The sequence below is a fragment of the Azorhizobium doebereinerae UFLA1-100 genome (genome assembly GCF_000473085.1).
Taxonomy (GTDB): Bacteria; Pseudomonadota; Alphaproteobacteria; order Rhizobiales; family Xanthobacteraceae; genus Azorhizobium; species Azorhizobium doebereinerae.
In genome coordinates this window covers 58,868-76,194 of sequence record NZ_AXBA01000027.1, presented here as the reverse complement: position 1 = coordinate 76,194, position 17,327 = coordinate 58,868, and the positions used below count along the sequence as shown (strand labels likewise).

The window sequence follows — 17,327 nt, the reverse complement described above, 5'->3', positions numbered from 1 at the left end:
GCTTACCCCGATACCGGCCAAAGATAGACGAGGCCGACGGGCTCCAGGCGATGTGCTCGCACCTCATAGGAGTCGCGAAGCCGCTTCGGTTCATCGCGCAATTCACGTTCAAGGCGCGTCAGGCGGCCTTCCCAATGCCGCCGGTCAGCTTCTCGCTCGCGCCGTTCCTCGGGTACGAGATCGAGTGTGAGCTGATTGGGATCGAACTCTTTTGCCGCCTTGGCGATGCGTGATCGCTGCTGTTCGAGCAGGTCCGACAGCGAGCGCGCCTCCTCCTCCCCTCGCTTCTGGAGTTGAGCCGTAACCGTCGTCAGTCGCTCTGAGGCCATCTTTTCCAAGGCCGGGACGAGGTCGGCGATATCTTTCGCGACGAGAGCCTGGATACGGGCGACGGCGGCGCCTGACGCTTCACGGGCGTCATGAAGGGCATCTTCCAGCTGATTGAGGGTCTTCTCCTCGCCGCTCTCGCCCAGCGGTCGGAGCGCCTTGCGGTCGCGTTCTGACTCCGTCCAGATCGCCGTAATCGGGATCACCTCTTCATGCAGCCGGGCTGCGCCCGCGCCAAAGACCGCCAGGCGTCCCATCAGTACGATACGAGGCTGCGCGCCCGGCCCGTAGATAACCGACACGCGCGAAAGCTTGGACTGGAAGCCCTGGCTGAGGAAGCGAGACAGAAGCCGTCTGACCAAGCGGTGCTCAAGATGGACCTGCACCACGTCCGAGGCGTCACGGCCGTCGGCCATGATCGGCGGACTGAAAGCAATTGACCGGATGGGCGCATCCCGCCGCCAGTCGCCGAGACGCTCACCGCGCTTCCGCGGTCGCACTCGCAGATCGTCAAAGGCGTCGTCCCAACCCGCATCCTTTGTGAACGCCGGATCGTTGGGATTGAGGCGGTAGGTTGCCACCTTACCGATCGCCGGCCCACGGGCGTCGTCAAGCACATACCCGGCGCGTGACAACGCCGCCGCAGCCACACGATGAAGATCTTCCGGGTCGACACCGACTCGCTCACGCGACCGTTCGAGTGCGCGCTGCAGATCGGCCTGCTCCTTCAGCAAGCGTTCGTGACGCGCGCGCTCGTCGTCGTCCATTTCGGCGCGCGCGCGATTGAGCCGTTCGGCATCGCTTTCCTCAGCGATGGCACGAGCGATCGCTGCGCCCTGACCACGCAAAATGCCGCCTTCGGCCAGACGCTTCGCGATGCGCTCTTCAATCACTTGGCCGACTGATCCGAGCTGCTCGCGGATGGTTTCCGTCTTCCGGACCAGCGCTTCCAATACGATGTCGGCTTCGCGCTGCTCGTAGCGGAAGTAACGGCAAATAACCTGCTTCGCCGGTTGAAGTTTGCGATCGATCCGGCCGTTGCGCTGCTCCAGTCGGGAGGGGTTCCACGGCAGGTCGAAATGAATCAGGTCGGAGCAATAGCTTTGGAGGTTGATGCCTTCGCGGGCCGCATCAGTGCAGATCAGGATGCGCAACGGCTCAACATCGGGATCAGCGTTGAACGCTCGCTTCACCTCTTCCCTTCGATCCGATCCAGTTGCGCCGGTGAAGACCCCAATTCGGTCATCAGCGCGATCCGTGTCCGACACCGCCTCACGCAGGCGTCGTTCGAGCCACCGCCGCGTGTCTTCGTATTCCGTGAAAATGATGAGACGCCGCCGATTCCAGTTTTGGCCGCTGAGAAGGTTGGCTTTGATCCAGTCGGTCAACCAGCGCACCCGGGCGTCGGGCCGCGACGCGTAGCGCTCTGCGATGGCCAACATGTCGTCGACCGCAGCAAGCTCTGCGCGCATGTCGCCTTTGGGGGCGTCAGCAACGCCGAGGGCTGAGGCGGCCTCCGCCGTCGCGTCGTCATCGGCATCGATGGTCTTCTCAGCCCGCTCGTCCTCAAGCCCAAGTTCGGCGCTGTCTTCACTGCCTGGGCCGCCCACGAACGCAAGGCCAGCGGCGGCGACCAGGCCGGCCTCTTCGCCGTCAAGCATTCGCTGCAAAGTCGCCCTATGAACCTTGAGCGTCCGTGCGAACGCCGCGACCGATGACAACAGCCGTTGCTGGAGACCTACAAAGGCCAGCTTCGCCATCGACGCCTTTTGGGTCGGAAGATTGGCGATGCGCCGCATCCGCATCTCGCCGTACGCGGCAAGCTGCCGGGCGAGTACAAGTTCAGGCGTGTCCTCCGGCAGACCGTCGATGCGAACCGCCTCGATGATCCGCTCCGGGAACGCTTCGCCAAGGCGCCGAAGATCGGCCTTAAGCCGCCGGACCATGACGGGCTCAAGATCCTTTGGGCGAACCTCGACCCCCCGAGTGAAGCGCTGGGGATCAAGCATCTCAAGCAAAGCCGAGAAGCTGTTCGAATGCCCATTATGTGGCGTTGCTGTCAGGAAAAGGCGGTGCTCGAACCGCTCGCCGAGTTCACGAACGGCCTTCGTGAGCTGGCTTGAGATTGCATAGCGAATCCCCGCCGCGGGCGCGGCGTGGTGCGCCTCGTCCAAAACGAATAGCGCACGGGCACGAAACTCGCCGAGTACGTCACGAAGTCCAGCGGCATAAACCTCATCCGTGAGGAGACGGTGCGAGACGATGAATCGCGAGCCGGTCGCCCAGGGATTGACGGAGAAGCCCCGAAGCCGGCGCATCTCGCCTATCCGCTCCCTGTCGATGATTTCGAACGAAAGCCCGAACTTCGCTTCCAGTTCGTCCTTCCACTGGATCGTCATAGCGGGCGGGGCCGCAATGACGATAAAATCGATCCGCCGCCGCAGCAGTAGCTCTCGCGCGACTAAGCCTGCCTCGACGGTCTTGCCCAAGCCCACGTCATCCGCGATCAACAGATTCACGCGCGGAAGCCGCAACGCCTTACGAAGCGGGAGAAGCTGATAGGCATCGAGCCGAATGCCTGCCCGAAAGGGCGCTTGCAGCAGGTCGCGATCAGCGGCTGTGGCAGATCGCCATCTTATCGCGCGAAGGTGGGCGGCCAACACTTCAGCTCGATCAGGAAGGCCGGCGCCGACATTCCGCCACCCATCCTCATCGAGCACGACGGCGCCGATTTCGGCATCCCAGAGGATTTCCAGCCGCTCACCCTGAGCATCGTCGGAAATGCACGAGAGGTTGAGGGTCTGAAGGTCGTCAGCCTCCCCCTGGACTTCCTCGACCAACCACGGACGGCCCCGCAGCTCGACGAAACTTCCCGGCTCGATTGTCGCCCCAATTGCCCGTTGCATTTCTTCAACCCCACAAACACGATAGTGGCGCCGCCGCCAGCCGGTCGCCGAACGGCACGACATCAGTGCTGTCGTAGAGGACGACGCCGAAGGCAAAGCGGTCCCCGCAAGCTTCGGCCAATGCCCGGAGACCCCCGAAATCCCCGGCCTTGACCGTGGCGCTCGCCTTCACCTCGATCCCCACGATCGTACCGTCATCGCGCTCCAGCACGATGTCCACCTCACGCTTGTCCCGATCCCGGAAATGATGAGGTGTCAGCCGCAGGTCCGAGGCCGTCATGAGCTTCAGCACTTCCGAAAACACGAAGCTCTCCAGCAGCGCGCCGAATGTCCCTCGGTCAGCCTTCACCCGGTCGAACGTCAGCCCCCGCACGCTGGCCAGCAATCCGGAATCGAGGAAATGGAGCTTGGGCGTCTTGACGATCCGCTTCAGCGAATTGGTGAACCAGGGCTGCACGGTCGCAATCAGGAACACCTGTTCGAGCAGCCCCACATAACGCTGCCCAGTCTTGTGGCTGACGTTGATGCCGCCCCCGAACTGCGAATAGTTGACCAATTGGCCGGAGTGTTCGGCCAGTAGCCGCACGAACTTCGGAAGCTCAGTCAGCTTCTCCACCTCGGCGATGTCCCGCAGATCGCGGGTCAGGATTGAGGTGAGATAGGATCGCAGCCAATCTTGCCGCCGCCGCTCGCTTTCGCGGCTGATCGCCTCGGGAAAGCCTCCGAGCAGGACGAGTTGGACAAGATCATCGCCGACGATCGCGTCTCGCTGGCTCTGGATCTTCCCCTCGAAGAGGCGCTCCAGGAAGGTCGGTGTCCGGCCTTCGATCTCAGCCCTGGCCAGCGGCAGCATCTGGATGGTTTCCATCCGGCCGGCCAGGCTGTCGGCGATTCGCGGCAGGGTCAGCACATTCGCCGAGCCGGTGAGCAGAAATCGACCCGGGCGATAGTCCTCATCGACTGTCTTTTTGACCGCCAGGAGCAGGTCGGGCGCGCGCTGGATCTCGTCGATGATGGCTCGGTCCAGGCCGCGAATGAAGCCGGCCGGATCGGATTGGGCGGCCTCAAGCACCGTCTGATCGTCGAGCGTGATATAGGTTCGACCGGCTTCCCCCATCTTTCGGACGAGCGTGGTCTTGCCAGCCCGGCGCGGTCCCACGATCAGGACCACCGGGGTATCCGAAAGGGCTTCCTCCGCCCGCCGCTCCACAAACCGCTCGAACATGCAATCCCCGACCTCGGTCGATTGGGACTATCACTATCGGCCAATTGGAAGTCAATGGTCCGCTAATTGGAAATTTGTAGGCGGCGATCTGGAAGCGTGGGAGGGGAAGGCCTTCCCCCTGGTCGGCACCAGTGTCGCCGACACACCCCCTTCTGCGGGGAGGTCCCCGCAACACCCCCTAGAGTGAGAGTGCGGACCGGGTTTGCCGTGACGGGTTGAGGGCTGGGGGAGAGGCCTCCGGCGCCCGTCGCGGAGATCCGCGATGTCCAGAAAAACCGCACCCGCTCGCGCCGGCCAGGACCGGACGAGCCTCTACGACGAAATCACCGGCAAGATCATCGCCGAGCTGGAGGCCGGCCGTGTGCCTTGGGTCCAGCCCTGGGGAACGGCTGCGGCGAAGGCGCCGCTCGCCATGCCGAAGAACGCCGCCACCAGCAGGCAATACTCAGGGATCAACGTCTTGATCCTCTGGGGCGCTGTGATCGAGCACGGCTTCCCCGCCCAGAGCTGGCTTACTTTCCGCCAAGCGCTCTCGCTCGGCGGCAATGTGCGCAAGGGCGAGCACGGCACCACCGTCGTCTATGCAGACCGCTTTGTGCCGGATGACGAGAAGCGACGCGCCCGAGAGACCGGCGAGGAAGCGGCCGCGATCCCGTTCCTGAAGCGGTTCACCGTCTTCAACGCCGCCCAATGCGAAAACCTACCGGCCGAGGTCGCGGCCGTCGCGCCGCCGCCGCCGCCGGGCCTGATCGAGCCCCGGGTCGAGGCGCTGATCCGGGCGACCGGCGTCGACTTCCGCATCGGCGGCAACCGCGCCTTCTACGCGCCGGGTCCGGACTTCGTGATGGTCCCGCCGCCGCAGGCCTATTTCGAACCGATCAACTGGCACCGCACGGCCCTGCACGAGCTGGGGCACGCCAGCGGCCATCCGTCCCGTCTCGGCCGCGACCTGGGCGGCACGTTCGGCAGCAAGAAGTATGCATTCGAGGAACTGGTGGCGGAGATGAACGCCGCGTTCTGCTGCGCGTCGCTCGGCATCGTCCCGACTGTGCGGCACGCGGACTATATCGGCTCCTGGCTGGAGGTGCTGCGCGAGGACAACCGCGCCGTCGTGCGCGCGGCCTCCCAGGCCAGCAAGGCAGCCGACTGGATCCTGGGCTTTCTGCCCGATCACGACCGCGTCCTCGGCGAGGCTGATAGTGAACGGGCGGCGGCGTGACGGGTTAGCGCGGGGGCAGTTGGTTCGCCGCGACGATGGCGTCCGTGAGAACCTTCGACCGGTCCACCGCCGCCAGGTCATAGAAGTCGATGAGAAAATCTCTGAGGGCGGACGTCCACTCCGTCGCGTCGAAGCTGCCTAGTTGGAACGACCGGCAAAAGCTGTCCTTTCGGATCGGTCCCGCATATTTCCCCGAAGGAAATTCGACACTGGGCACAAGCAGGTGCTGATCCGTCAGGCCGACTGCTCCGAACTCGACGGTACAGGGCGGGCGGAGCTTGAGTTCTCTCTCGTAAACAAGACGGTGGTTCTCCAAAGCCGCCACGAACGCCTTTTCCACGCCGATCGCTGCGACAAATGACGGGTTGCCCGTTCTGAACGGCTCTTCGCTCGCGCCCCAAAGTTCGCCGGTCTCGAAGATCTGGGTGAAGCTTGTAATACCGTCGCCATGTGGCTGGAGATTGATAGCGCCCCAGTCGTTGCGGTTGTGCAGGGACGTGATCACGCGCTGCAGCGGCATCAATCGCTGGGCGACCTCAATTGCCCGGCTCAAGCCGACACGTGGCTGATCCGCATAGGTCGGATAGAGCCGCAGAAAGATGGCCCGATTTCTTTTGAACCGCATCTCCTGCTCGCCGGGATAGCCAAAATTCACCAGCACATCGCCGGGCTGAAAGAAAAAGGCGGGCGGCCGGACCGGTGCGGTGGGCACAAACGGATTATCCGTGCGCGCTTTGCTGAGAATATTCTGGGCCATCAACCTCACGATGGCTTCAAACTTTTCGGAGAGGACCGCCCGGGCTGCACGCCGTGCTCCGTCGGGGCTAGCGGGCGGCAAATCATACTGGGTGGGATGGCGAACATGGCCCAGGTCGAACGGCAGCTCAGTTGGCGCGCCATAATGTGTGTTCATGACCGGCATCATCGCCTCGAACGTCAGCGCGCGAAGCGCGTAGCCATATTCGGCCATGACGTTGGGGTTGGGGGTCAGCTTACCCGCGTCGGTTTGCGCGATGAAGGTCAGGTCCGGCACGAAAATGTCTGATGCGCCAATCTTTTTGAGGATCGTTTCAGTCACCGGGGGCGTGCCCAGGACGCCCTCCGTATCCGCATCGACCTTAATCTCAACCGCCAGGGCATCATCATCATTGATGCGCTTGGCGGCTTCGTCGAGAGCGCGACGGATGAAGTGTCGATTTCCTTTCTGATCCCGGTCGCTCTGCCAAGCGTAGAAGACCGTGATGATCCGTTTTGCCATTACGCTTTATCCCCGACGAACGTGCCCTGACGCCATCTTAGCAATGGAGCGGCTCTTTAAGGGAGGTCCCGCGCGCCGCCTGTTCCTGCGGGCATCGACGGCCGGGGGCTTCTACCGCGGCGCCAGGCCCCGCGCGGCGGTCCGAAAGGAAGAGGGCTGCGCCGGTCTTTGTGACGGGTTGGAAGCCGAGAGAGAGTCTCCCGGCGCCCGTCGCGGAGTACATCCCGATGGCTATTGCTGTTCAGAAGATCACCCTGTCGTCCTCGCGCGACATCCCCTTCAACAAGCTGGTTCTGTCTCAGTCCAACGTCCGGCGCGTGAAGGCCGGCGTCTCGATCGAGGAGCTGGCCGAGGACATCGCAAGGCGCACGCTGCTTCAGAGCCTCAACGTCCGGCCGGTTCTCGACGCCGAGGGCGCCGAGACCGGCACGTTCGAGATTCCGGCCGGCGGCCGCCGCTACCGGGCGCTCGAGCTGCTGGTGAAGCAGAAGCGGCTGGCGAAGACCGCGCCGGTTCCGTGCGTGGTCCGCGATCCTGGAACCGACATCCTCGGCGAGGACGATTCGCTGGCAGAGAACATCCAGCGTGCGCCGCTGCATCCGCTCGACCAGTTCCGCGCCTTCCAGGTCCTGCGCGCGAAGGGACGCTCTGAGGAGGACATCGCCGCGGCGTTCTTCGTCGGCGTGAACGTCGTGAAGCAGCGCCTCCGCCTGGCGTCCGTCTCGCCGACCCTGCTCGACCTCTACGCCGAGGACGGCATGTCGCTGGAGCAGTTGATGGCGTTCACCGTCACGTCCGACCATGCGCGCCAGGAGCAGGTGTGGCAGGCGATCTCCGGATCCTGGCAAAAGGAACCCTATCAGATCCGCCGCATGCTGACGGAGAAGACGGTGCGTGCCTCGGACCGCCGGGCGGTATTCGTCAGTCTCGATGCCTACGAGGCGGCCGGTGGCGTGGTGCTGCGCGACTTGTTCCAGTCCGACGACGGCGGCTGGCTCGAAGACGTGGCGCTGCTCGATGGCCTCTTCGCTGAGAAGCTGAAGACCGAGGCCGAGAAGATCGCGGCCGAGGGCTGGAAGTGGATCGAGGTCGCGGTCGATTTCCCCTATGGCCACACGCGCGGGCTCCGTGCGTTGGAGGGAGTGGCTGCCGACCTTTCGCCCGAGGAGCAGGCGACAATCGACGCGCTCAACGCCGAATACGCCAAGCTCGAAGCCGAGTATGACGGGGCAGACGAGCTGCCCGACGAGGTAGACGAGCGGCTCGGCGAAATCGAAATGGCGCTCGCCGCCTTCGACGATCGTCCGGTCACTTTCGACCCAACCGACATCGCCCGTGCCGGCGTCTTCGTCAGCATCGATTCCGAAGGCGCTCTATCGGTCGACCGTGGCTACGTCCGGCTCGAGGATGAGGCGCCCATCGTGGAGCCCGGACAGGATGGCGATGATGAAACCGGCGCGGCAAACCCGGACGGCGTGGAACCCGGCGCGCGGGCGATCCAGCGCGGGGTCATCACCATCGGCGGCCAGGTTTCCGAACCGGAGGACGAGGACGACGACGTCGTGAAGCCGCTGCCCGACCGCCTTGTGACCGAGCTGACCGCGGAACGGACGCTGGCGCTGCGCGACAAGCTCGCGACCACGCCGTCGGTCGCGTTCCAGGCGGTTCTGCACAAGTTCTGCCTGGATGTCTTCTCGCGCTACTTCGCATCCGGCAGCGCCATGGAGGTTGCCGTTCGCAGCGTTACCTTCCCGATCCAGGCGCAGGGCCTGAAGGACACGCCGACGGCCAAGGCGATCTCTGAACGCCACAAGAGCTGGGAGGAGCGACTGCCGAAGGATCGAGCCGATCTCTGGGACTGGCTCACCACCCTGACCGGCGACGACCAGGCCGCCCTCTTCGCGCATTGCGCCTCGTTCGGGGTCAACGCGCTCTACGAGAAGGCCGACCGCTATGGCGCCAGTATTTCGTCCCACGGTGTCGAGCAGCGCATCGGCGAGGCCAACCGCATCGCCCGGGCCGTCGGTCTCGACATGGTGGAGGTCGGATGGCGTCCGACCGTCGAGAACTATCTCGGCCGCGTGCCGAAGCGCCGCATCCTCGAAGCGGTTCGCGAAGGCGCAGGCGAGCGCGCCGCCCAGCTCATCGACCATCTGAAGAAGGGCGACATGGCCAAGGAGGCCGAGCGGCTTCTCGCCGACAGCCTCTGGCTGCCAGAGCCGCTGCGCACCGTCGATGATGAAGCGCCGTCAGCCGACCAGATCGGTGACGGAGGCGAGGGCGAGGCGCTGCCGGAATTCCTCGCCGGAGACGAGGACGAGCCTTCCGAGCAAGCAGAAGACGAGCCTCAGACGATCGCGGCTGAGTAACTCGATCGCGCGGGGCGGTTTTGCCCGCCCCGCGCATCCTTTCCCCTCAACCAACCCGACAGCCCGGCCCACACGCCGGGCGCTTTTGTTTCAGGAGGGCCGCATGCCCGTCTTCACCATCGAGACCACCTACCGCCTGCCGGTCTATCGGCAGCGCAGCTATGAGGCTGAAACTTTCGAAGCCGCCTGTGCGCTCGCTATCGCCGACGAGGGCTGGGACGACGAGAAATCCGACGTCGAAACCTCCGGCGACACCTACGTCACCGGCGTCTGGGATGGCCGCAACGCCGCCTATAGCGGCCGAGCGCTCGCCGTCCCGTCGCAGTTCGACGAACAGCTCCAGCGAAAGGCCAACCATTTCGAGATGCTGCTAGGCCTGCTCAAGGTATTCGCCCACCCAGCGGACGCCGGCCCGTCCGACGTGTCCTGGCGCCAGAGCCTCCGCGCTGCGATCGCCAAGGCCGAGGCGATCTTGGCGGATGAGAATGATCCTGATGTCGAGGCCGATCACGAAATTTAGCACGAGCCTGGATTGACCGTGAGTGGACTACGGCCTATATCATCCGTAGTTCACTCACGGAGCGAGGCTATGGCAGACAACACCATTGCAGAGCGCGCCCGGCGCCAGCGGGACGTTCGAGTCGCCGAAGGTTGGCAGGAAGTGAAGGTCTGGGTGCCGACCGAGGCGGACGCTGAAGATGTTCGAAAACTCGCCGCGGAGCGCCGCAAGAGAGCGGAAGCGCTTCACGGCCTAAGCAAGGAAGTACAAATGATCAACATGGATACCGAACTCCGGATCGCGAAAGCGATCTCTGAGCAAGGCTCGGCGGCCTACACGACAGAGTCGGGCGCCGTCCTGGAGCTCATGACGCGACTCGCCGACGAAGACGATTTACAAGGGCTGTCGCGTGCATTCGTCATCTTGGCGCGCGCCAAGCCGCCGAATGCAACATTCGTGGCGGCGCGCGTCCCCGCCAAGATCTCAAATTTCCTCATCAAACATCGCGGCGTTAGCACGCCGGCGTTGCTGAAATGGACGTCGGCCAACCCCGCGTGGGCTGAGGATCTGAAAGACGCATTGCGTGATCCGATCCGCTTCGAACGGTTGGTCGAAGCGATGGCAGCTGCGATCAACAAGTCGGCCGCCGCGAACTAACCGCTTAACAAGAAGGGGCTCGGCCTCGGACCAAGTCCGGAGGTCGGGCCCTTTTTTATTGCCTTTCTAGGCTCCCTCTTCGTTGCGACGCCGAGAGGGAGAGGTTGGCCGGCAGGGGTTTGAGCCGGTGCGGTCCGAGAGAGAGCGCCGGCCGGCTCGCCCGTCTCCGCTCTCCCGAGGCTCCCCTCATGAACGATCTTTCTCCGATCGCGGCCGACCAGGCCGCTCTGCTGCCGGCTGTCCTGCATCCTGACACGTCCGGCGCGATCCTCGCCGCAGGCCAGCGGCTCCTCCCACATCTCGAACGCGGGCAGCGGATCGACGCTGCGATCCTGCGCGCCGCCATGGAAGCGGCCTTCGGCGCCTCCGACACCTCTGGGGCCTGGGACTGGAAAACGGCCTACGATTCCTGCGAGGCGGCGACCGTCCTCTTCCTCCGCAAATACGGCAAGGCGCTGTTCCGCAAAGCAGGCTCTCCGGGTTTGCGTCTTTCCGCCCTGGCCAAGATCGCCGACCTTCTTCCCACCCACACCCGCCGCTCGACCGAGAGCGAGACCTTCCAGCAGTTCTCGACGCCGACCCCGCTCGGTCTCGCGGCCCTGACCGCGGCCGCCATCGGACCGGCGGATCGCGTGCTGGAGCCATCAGCCGGCACTGGGCTCCTCGCCATTCTGGCCGAGATCGCCGGCGGCGCGCTCGTGCTGAACGAACTGGCCGAGACCCGGGCGACGCTGCTTTCCTCTCTCTTTCCGGCGGTCGCCGTCACGCGCTTCGACGCCGCCCAGATCGACGATCACCTCGACCCGGCCGTGGTCCCGAGCGTCGTGCTGATGAACCCGCCGTTTTCGGCGATGGCGAATGTGTCCGGCCGCATGGCCGACACCACCTATCGCCACATCGCCTCGGCCCTCGCGCGCCTCGCCGATGGCGGGCGGCTGGTGGCGATCACCGGCGCGAACTTTTCGCCCGACGCCCCGGCCTGGCGCGACGCCTTCGTCCGCCTGCAAGAGCGCGGCCGCATCGTGTTCACTGCTGCGATCGACGGTGCGATCTACGCCAAGCATGGCACGACCATCGACACGCGGCTGATCGTCATCGACAAGGCCCCTGCCGAGAACCCGGCGGCGCTGCCGGAATCACGGGGCATAGCGCCCGACGTTGCGACCTTGTTGGGTTGGATTGCGGAGCACGTTCCGAGCCGCCTGCCACTTGCGACCGGCCTCGCCATCCCCATGTCGGCTGTCGCCGCACCGCGGACCGTGCGGGGCTATCTCGCCCGCGCCGCTGCCGCGCAAACCGCCAGGCCCTCAATCGCTGGCCCTGAGGCGGTCGATCTCTCCTATGAGACGATCGACTGGACGCCGCCCGAGGGCGCGCGTCTCAGCGATGCGATCTATGAGGAATACCGGCTTCAATCGATCCGGATTCCAGGCGCCCAGGCTCACCCGACCAAGCTGGTGCAGTCCGCCGCCATGGCCTCGGTCGCACCGCCGAAACCGAGCTACCGGCCGCGCCTGCCGATCAATCTCGTCAGCGGCGCGCTGCTGTCCGACGCCCAGCTCGAGACGGTGATCTATGCCGGCGAGGCGCATGGCGATTATCTCGTCGGCGCCTGGACCGTGGACCAGACCTTCGATCTCGTCACCGCCGCGCGGGACGATGCGCCCAACGCCGTCCGCTTTCGGCGGGGCTTCATGCTGGGCGACGGCACCGGCGCCGGCAAAGGCCGCCAGTCGGCTGGCATCATCTTGGACAACTGGCTGAAGGGTCGCCGCAGAGCGGTCTGGATCTCCAAGTCCGACAAGCTCCTCGAGGACGCCCAGCGCGACTGGTCGGCGCTCGGCATGGAGCGCCTACTCATCACGCCCCTCTCGCGCTTCCCTCAGGGCAAGCCGATCCGGCTCGCCGAAGGCGTCCTATTTTTAACCTACGCTACGCTGCGGTCCGACGACCGCGGCGAGAAGCTTTCGCGCGTCCGCCAGATCGTTGAATGGTTAGGCTCCGACTTCGACGGAGTGATCATTTTCGACGAGAGCCATGCCATGCAGAACGCCGGCGGCGGCAAGGGCGAACGCGGCGATGTCGCGCCCTCCCAGCAGGGCCGCGCGGGCTTGCGCTTGCAGCACGCGCTGCCCGACGCGCGCGTGGTCTATGTCTCGGCCACCGGCGCGACCACCGTCCACAATCTCGCCTATGTCCAGCGGCTCGGCCTTTGGGGCGGCGAAGATTTTCCCTTCGCCACCCGCGGCGAGTTCGTCGAGGCGATCGAGGCCGGCGGCGTCGCCGCCATGGAGGTGCTAGCCCGCGATCTCCGGTCGCTCGGGCTCTACACCGCCCGATCGCTCTCCTATGACGGCGTCGAATACGAGCTGATCGAGCACCCGCTCAGCGATGAGCAGCGGCGCATCTACGACGCCTATGCCGGCGCCTTCGCCATCATCCACAATCACCTCGATGCGGCGATGCAGGCCGCCAACATCACCGGCGAGACCGGCACGCTGAACGCCCAGGCGAAGTCGGCCGCCCGCTCGGCTTTCGAGAGCGCCAAGCAGCGCTTCTTCGGCCACCTGCTGACCTCGATGAAGACGCCGACGCTGATCCGTTCGATCGATCAGGATCTGGCGGACGGCAACGCCGCCGTCATCCAGATCGTCTCGACCGGCGAGGCGCTGATGGAACGCAGGCTCGCCGAGATCTCGACCGAGGAATGGAGCGACGTTCGCGTCGATATCACGCCGCGCGAGTACGTTCTCGACTACCTGGCGCATTCCTTCCCGGTGCAGCTCTACGAGCCGTTCACCGACAGTGAGGGCAATCTCTCCTCCCGGCCCGTCTTCCGCGACGGCCAGCCGGTCGAGAGCCGCGAGGCCGTCGCCCGTCGTAACGAGCTGATCGAGCGGCTTGCTTCGCTACCGCCAGTGCCCGGCGCGCTCGACCAGATCGTCCAGCGCTTCGGCACGGACCTCGTGGCCGAAGTGACCGGACGCTCGCGCCGCGTGGTGCGCAAGGGCGACCGCCTCGTCGTCGAGAACCGCGCCGCCTCCGCCAATCTCGCCGAGACCGCCGCCTTCATGGACGACCTGAAGCGCATACTCGTCTTCTCGGAGGCGGGCGGGACGGGCCGGAGTTACCACGCCGAGCTGTCGGCGCGGAACCGCCGCCTGCGCGTCCACTATCTGCTCGAACCCGGCTGGAAGGCCGACGCCGCGATCCAGGGCCTCGGGCGGACGAACCGCACCAACCAGGCGCAGCCGCCGCTTTTCCGACCGATCGCCACCGACGTGAAGGCCGAGAAGCGCTTCCTCTCGACCATCGCCCGTCGCTTGGACACGCTGGGCGCCATCACCCGCGGTCAGCGCCAGACCGGCGGACAGGGATTGTTCAGGCCCGAGGACAACCTCGAATCCCACTACGCTCGCGACGCGCTGCGCCAGCTCTATCTGCTGCTCGTGCGCGGCAAGATCGAAGACTGCTCGCTCCAGATGTTCGAGGACGCCACCGGCCTCAAACTGATGGACGCCAACGGCATCAAGGATGAGTTGCCGCCGATCACGACCTTCCTCAACCGCCTGCTGGCGCTCACCATCGAGCTTCAGGGCGTGCTGTTCACGGCGTTCGAGCAACTGCTCAACGCCAAGATCGAGGACGCCATCGCCAGCGGCGTCTATGACGTCGGCTTGGAGACACTGCGGGCCGAGAGCTTCGTCGTCACCGATCGCCGCGCGATCTACACCCATCCCGCGACGGGCGCAGAGACCCGGCTGCTCACCATCACCGAGCGTCGGCGCGATCATCCGGTGACGCTGGACGAGGCGCTCGATCACCTCGCTGATCCCCGCGCCATGCTGCTGATCAACGAGCGCTCGGGCCGTGCCGCCGTGCAAATCCCGGCGCCTAGCCTGATGCTCGACGACGGCGAGATCGAACGCCGCGTTCGGCTGATCCGGCCGATGGAACACCATCACGCATCGCTGAAGATGTTGGACGAGAGCCATTGGCAGGCGGCCGACCGCGAGGCGTTCGCGGCGGCATGGACTCGCGAAGTGTCGGAGGTCCCCGAGTTCGCCGACAGCACGATCCACATCGTCGCCGGCTTGCTGCTCCCAATCTGGAAGCGCCTGCCGAACGAGTCGACGCGCGTCTATCGGCTACAGACCGACGCAGGCGAACGTATCATCGGCCGCAGGGTCTCGCCGGCCTGGGCGGCGAACGCCTCGCTGACCGGGGCGATCACCCTGACGCCGGATGCGGCCTTCGCGGCGCTGATCGAGGGGCGCACCATCCTCGACCTCGCCGACGGCTTGCAGCTCCATCGGGTGCGGGTCATGGGCGCTCACCGGATCGAGCTGTCAGGCTTCGCCGACACCATGCGCGACCGTCTGCGCGCCTACGGCCTCTTCAGCGAAATCATCTCCTGGAAGCTGCGCATGTTCGTGCCGACGAATGCGACCGGCGCTGGTGTGTTGACGAAGGTGCTCGACCACTATCCGGTCGAGCGCATCGGCCAGCGGGAAGCGGCGTGATGGCCCGCCACGACGCTTCGGACCTGACCAATCGACTCGCGCGCGACGCCGAGACGGTCTGCCGGCACTATCTTTCCGCCGGCCGGCGTGAGGGCCGCTATTGGCTGGTGGGCGATGTGCGCAATACGCCGGGCCGCTCGATGTTCGTGCGGCTCAAGGAGTCGGTGAAAGGCCCCGCCGGCAAATGGACCGACGCGGCCACGGGCGAACATGGCGACCTGCTCGACGTGATCCGGGAAAGCTGCGGCCTGGTCGACTTCAAGGACGTTGCCGATGAGGCACGTTCATTCCTCAGCCTGCCGCACTCGGAGCCTGAGCCGGATCGTCCCCGATTGCGAACGCCCAGCGCTCAAACCGGATCGCCGGAAGCGGCACGGCGACTGTTCGCCATGTCGCAGCCGATCGAACGCACTCTCGTAGAAGCGTATCTCCGTAATCGCGGCATTACGTTTTTGCACGGAACCGGAAGCCTGCGTTTCCACCCGCGCTGTTACTATCGGCCAGACGATCACAGCCCGACCGAGACCTGGCCGGCGATGATGGCCGCCGTCACCGATCTTTCCGGCCATCTGACCGGCGCGCATCGCACTTGGCTCGACCCCGGCGGCTTCACCGAGGCGACACTCGGCAAGGCGCCGATCGACACGCCGAGACGGGCGATGGGCGATCTTCTCGGTCACGCCGTTCGATTTGGCGTGGCGGGCGAGGTCATGGCGGCCGGCGAAGGTATCGAGACGATACTGTCGCTCCGATGCGTCCTGCCAAACATGCCGATGGTCGCAGCTCTCTCGGCGGCGCATCTTTCCGCCATCCTGTTCCCGGACACGCTGCGCCGACTCTACATCGCCCGCGACGACGATCCGGCCGGCGATGGCGCGATGGCGACATTGGTTGACCGGGCGCAGGAGGTCGGGATCGAGGCGATCGTGATCTCGCCACGGCTCGGCGACTTCAACGAGGATCTCCGCCTGCTCGGGATCGACGCGCTTCGAGCGGCCAGCCGGGTGCAGATCGCGGCACAGGACGTCGCCCGCTTCATGGAGCTGGCGGCCTAGCCGGAATGGGATGAGAGGCGGTTCGCCGGCGTCGTCGCCACAGGGTCGGCGGTCGTGCTTTCCCTCAGCGTCGGAAAGGACCACGCCCACGGCCTTCTGAGAGGGCGATCGGGCAGCAAGCGGCCCGGACCGGCAACCTTGTGGGCCGACTATTTTCCGTCGGCGGCAAAGCCGCCTTTACATCGCGAGACAAAATAGTCGGCCCCCTTCGGTCCTCCGCCGAGGCTCCGGCCCTTCGCTTCGCTGCGGGTGCAGGTCCGGTCCGCCCGCCGCCTTCGTCGCCATGAAGGCCGCGATGGGCGCGGCCGATCCGACGAGGAAAGCCGCGATGACCACCAACCACGACGACGATTTCGAGCCGCACCACAGCGCATCCCCGATCGACCAGGTCCTCCACGAACTCCAGCTCTATGGCTACCGTCCCTTCAACGACGAGCCCGATCCCAGGCCGCTTCCCGAAGCGCACATCCTCGCCGGCAGCATCTCCGACATCTTCGACGCCCTCGTGGTGGCGCTAGCTGACACTCGCCTCGAACCCGACCTCGAGGACCTGCTCTGGTCGACGGTGAATGTCTTCCATCGGGCCATCGACAGGATCGAACGCGAACTCGACGACAACGAGCTGGCTCAGCAACGCGCGCAACGGGAACAGGACGGCAGCGAGGTCAAATCCGTCGAGCTGGAACGCCTGACGGCGGAAGGTCAGACGCTCATCGAACGCCGCAACGCCTTCGAGCTGATGCGCGATCAAGCGGCCGACCAATTCGAGCATCACACCCATTCGGCCTGGCGGCCGCGCAACGGCTCGAAGGTCAACCATCGCAATCTGATCTCCGCGATGATCGACAGCCGAGACTTCCTAGCGGCGAAGAAGCGCGCGGCGAACCAGGTGCTCCTCCCCCCGGGTCCGAAGGTCGCACTCACCGGCGGGCTCGACTTCAACGACCACCGGCTGGTCTGGGCGAAGCTCGATCAGGTCCACGCCAAGCACCCGGACATGGTGCTGCTGCACGGCGGATCGCCCAAGGGCGCCGAGCTGATCGCCGCCAAATGGGCCGAGAACCGCAAGGTCACGCAGATCGCCTTCAAACCCGACTGGACGAAGCACGCCAAGGCCGCGCCGTTCAAGCGCAACGATGCGATGCTCGAAGTGCTGCCGATCGGCGTGATGCACTTCCCGGGCACTGGCATCCAGGACAACCTCGCCGACAAGGCCAAGAAGTTCGGCATCCCGGTCTGGAAGTTTGGCGGCGCGTGAGCGCTGCCTTCTCTTCATCCGCAATGAAGTG

Annotated in this window: 10 protein-coding genes; 7 read left to right on the top strand and 3 right to left on the bottom strand. The window is 65.3% G+C overall.

Features of this window, described 5'->3' with window-relative positions; all coding sequences use genetic code 11:
* Positions 1-2 precede the first annotated feature (2 nt).
* A complete protein-coding gene (drmD, locus tag YU1_RS0118645; protein ID WP_245263378.1) occupies positions 3-3,296 on the bottom strand; it encodes a DISARM system SNF2-like helicase DrmD in 3,294 nt (1,097 codons plus the stop codon).
* Positions 3,238-4,458 (bottom strand): ATP-binding protein, encoded by a 1,221-nt coding sequence (locus YU1_RS0118640; RefSeq protein WP_029005381.1) that lies wholly within the window; start codon positions 4,456-4,458, stop codon positions 3,238-3,240. The genes drmD and YU1_RS0118640 overlap by 59 nt, the downstream gene beginning before the upstream one ends.
* Positions 4,459-4,720: 262 nt before the next feature.
* On the opposite strand from YU1_RS0118640, the gene YU1_RS0118635 reads away from it, so the two are divergent.
* On the top strand, positions 4,721-5,677 hold the full coding sequence (locus YU1_RS0118635; RefSeq protein WP_029005380.1) for an ArdC family protein: 957 nt from the start codon (positions 4,721-4,723) through the stop codon (positions 5,675-5,677).
* A gap of 4 nt (positions 5,678-5,681) precedes the next feature.
* Here YU1_RS0118635 and YU1_RS32130 read toward each other — a convergent pair whose 3' ends face one another.
* Positions 5,682-6,935 (bottom strand): hypothetical protein, encoded by a 1,254-nt coding sequence (locus YU1_RS32130; RefSeq protein WP_051357013.1) that lies wholly within the window; start codon positions 6,933-6,935, stop codon positions 5,682-5,684.
* A gap of 227 nt (positions 6,936-7,162) precedes the next feature.
* Here YU1_RS32130 and YU1_RS0118625 point away from each other — a divergent pair, with 227 nt between their 5' ends.
* From YU1_RS0118625 to YU1_RS0118600, 6 genes are all read left to right on the top strand, one after another.
* The gene (locus YU1_RS0118625; RefSeq protein WP_029005379.1) at positions 7,163-9,304 is read left to right on the top strand and encodes a ParB/RepB/Spo0J family partition protein; all 2,142 of its coding nucleotides are present in this window, start codon (positions 7,163-7,165) and stop codon (positions 9,302-9,304) included.
* Between the two features lie 103 nt (positions 9,305-9,407).
* Complete coding sequence (locus YU1_RS0118620; RefSeq protein ID WP_029005378.1) at positions 9,408-9,824, top strand: hypothetical protein; 417 nt, start codon at positions 9,408-9,410, stop codon at positions 9,822-9,824.
* Positions 9,825-9,893: 69 nt separating this feature from the next.
* Positions 9,894-10,460 carry a hypothetical protein gene (locus tag YU1_RS0118615; protein ID WP_029005377.1) on the top strand — a complete coding sequence of 189 codons (567 nt, stop codon included), beginning with the start codon at positions 9,894-9,896 and terminating at the stop codon, positions 10,458-10,460.
* Between the two features lie 188 nt (positions 10,461-10,648).
* A complete protein-coding gene (locus YU1_RS0118610) occupies positions 10,649-14,983 on the top strand; it encodes a strawberry notch family protein (RefSeq protein WP_029005376.1) in 4,335 nt (1,444 codons plus the stop codon).
* The gene (locus YU1_RS0118605; protein ID WP_029005375.1) at positions 14,983-16,038 is read left to right on the top strand and encodes a DUF7146 domain-containing protein; all 1,056 of its coding nucleotides are present in this window, start codon (positions 14,983-14,985) and stop codon (positions 16,036-16,038) included. Before YU1_RS0118610 ends, YU1_RS0118605 begins: the two co-directional genes overlap by 1 nt.
* A 328-nt stretch (positions 16,039-16,366) precedes the next feature.
* On the top strand, positions 16,367-17,296 hold the full coding sequence (locus tag YU1_RS0118600) for a DUF2493 domain-containing protein (RefSeq protein WP_029005374.1): 930 nt from the start codon (positions 16,367-16,369) through the stop codon (positions 17,294-17,296).
* Positions 17,297-17,327 lie beyond the last annotated feature (31 nt).

Excerpts from the sequence above, each read along its gene's own strand:
- YU1_RS0118640 (WP_029005381.1), bottom strand. The coding sequence starts at position 4,458 with ATGTTCGAGCGGTTTGTGGAGCGGCGGGCGGAGGAAGCCCTTTCGGAT.
- YU1_RS0118625 (WP_029005379.1), top strand. The coding sequence starts at position 7,163 with ATGGCTATTGCTGTTCAGAAGATCACCCTGTCGTCCTCGCGCGACATC.
- YU1_RS0118610 (WP_029005376.1), top strand. The coding sequence starts at position 10,649 with ATGAACGATCTTTCTCCGATCGCGGCCGACCAGGCCGCTCTGCTGCCG.
- drmD (WP_245263378.1), bottom strand. The coding sequence starts at position 3,296 with ATGTCGTGCCGTTCGGCGACCGGCTGGCGGCGGCGCCACTATCGTGTT.
- YU1_RS0118615 (WP_029005377.1), top strand. The coding sequence starts at position 9,894 with ATGGCAGACAACACCATTGCAGAGCGCGCCCGGCGCCAGCGGGACGTT.
- YU1_RS0118605 (WP_029005375.1), top strand. The coding sequence starts at position 14,983 with ATGGCCCGCCACGACGCTTCGGACCTGACCAATCGACTCGCGCGCGAC.
- YU1_RS0118635 (WP_029005380.1), top strand. The coding sequence starts at position 4,721 with ATGTCCAGAAAAACCGCACCCGCTCGCGCCGGCCAGGACCGGACGAGC.
- YU1_RS32130 (WP_051357013.1), bottom strand. The coding sequence starts at position 6,935 with ATGGCAAAACGGATCATCACGGTCTTCTACGCTTGGCAGAGCGACCGG.
- YU1_RS0118600 (WP_029005374.1), top strand. The coding sequence starts at position 16,367 with ATGACCACCAACCACGACGACGATTTCGAGCCGCACCACAGCGCATCC.
- YU1_RS0118620 (WP_029005378.1), top strand. The coding sequence starts at position 9,408 with ATGCCCGTCTTCACCATCGAGACCACCTACCGCCTGCCGGTCTATCGG.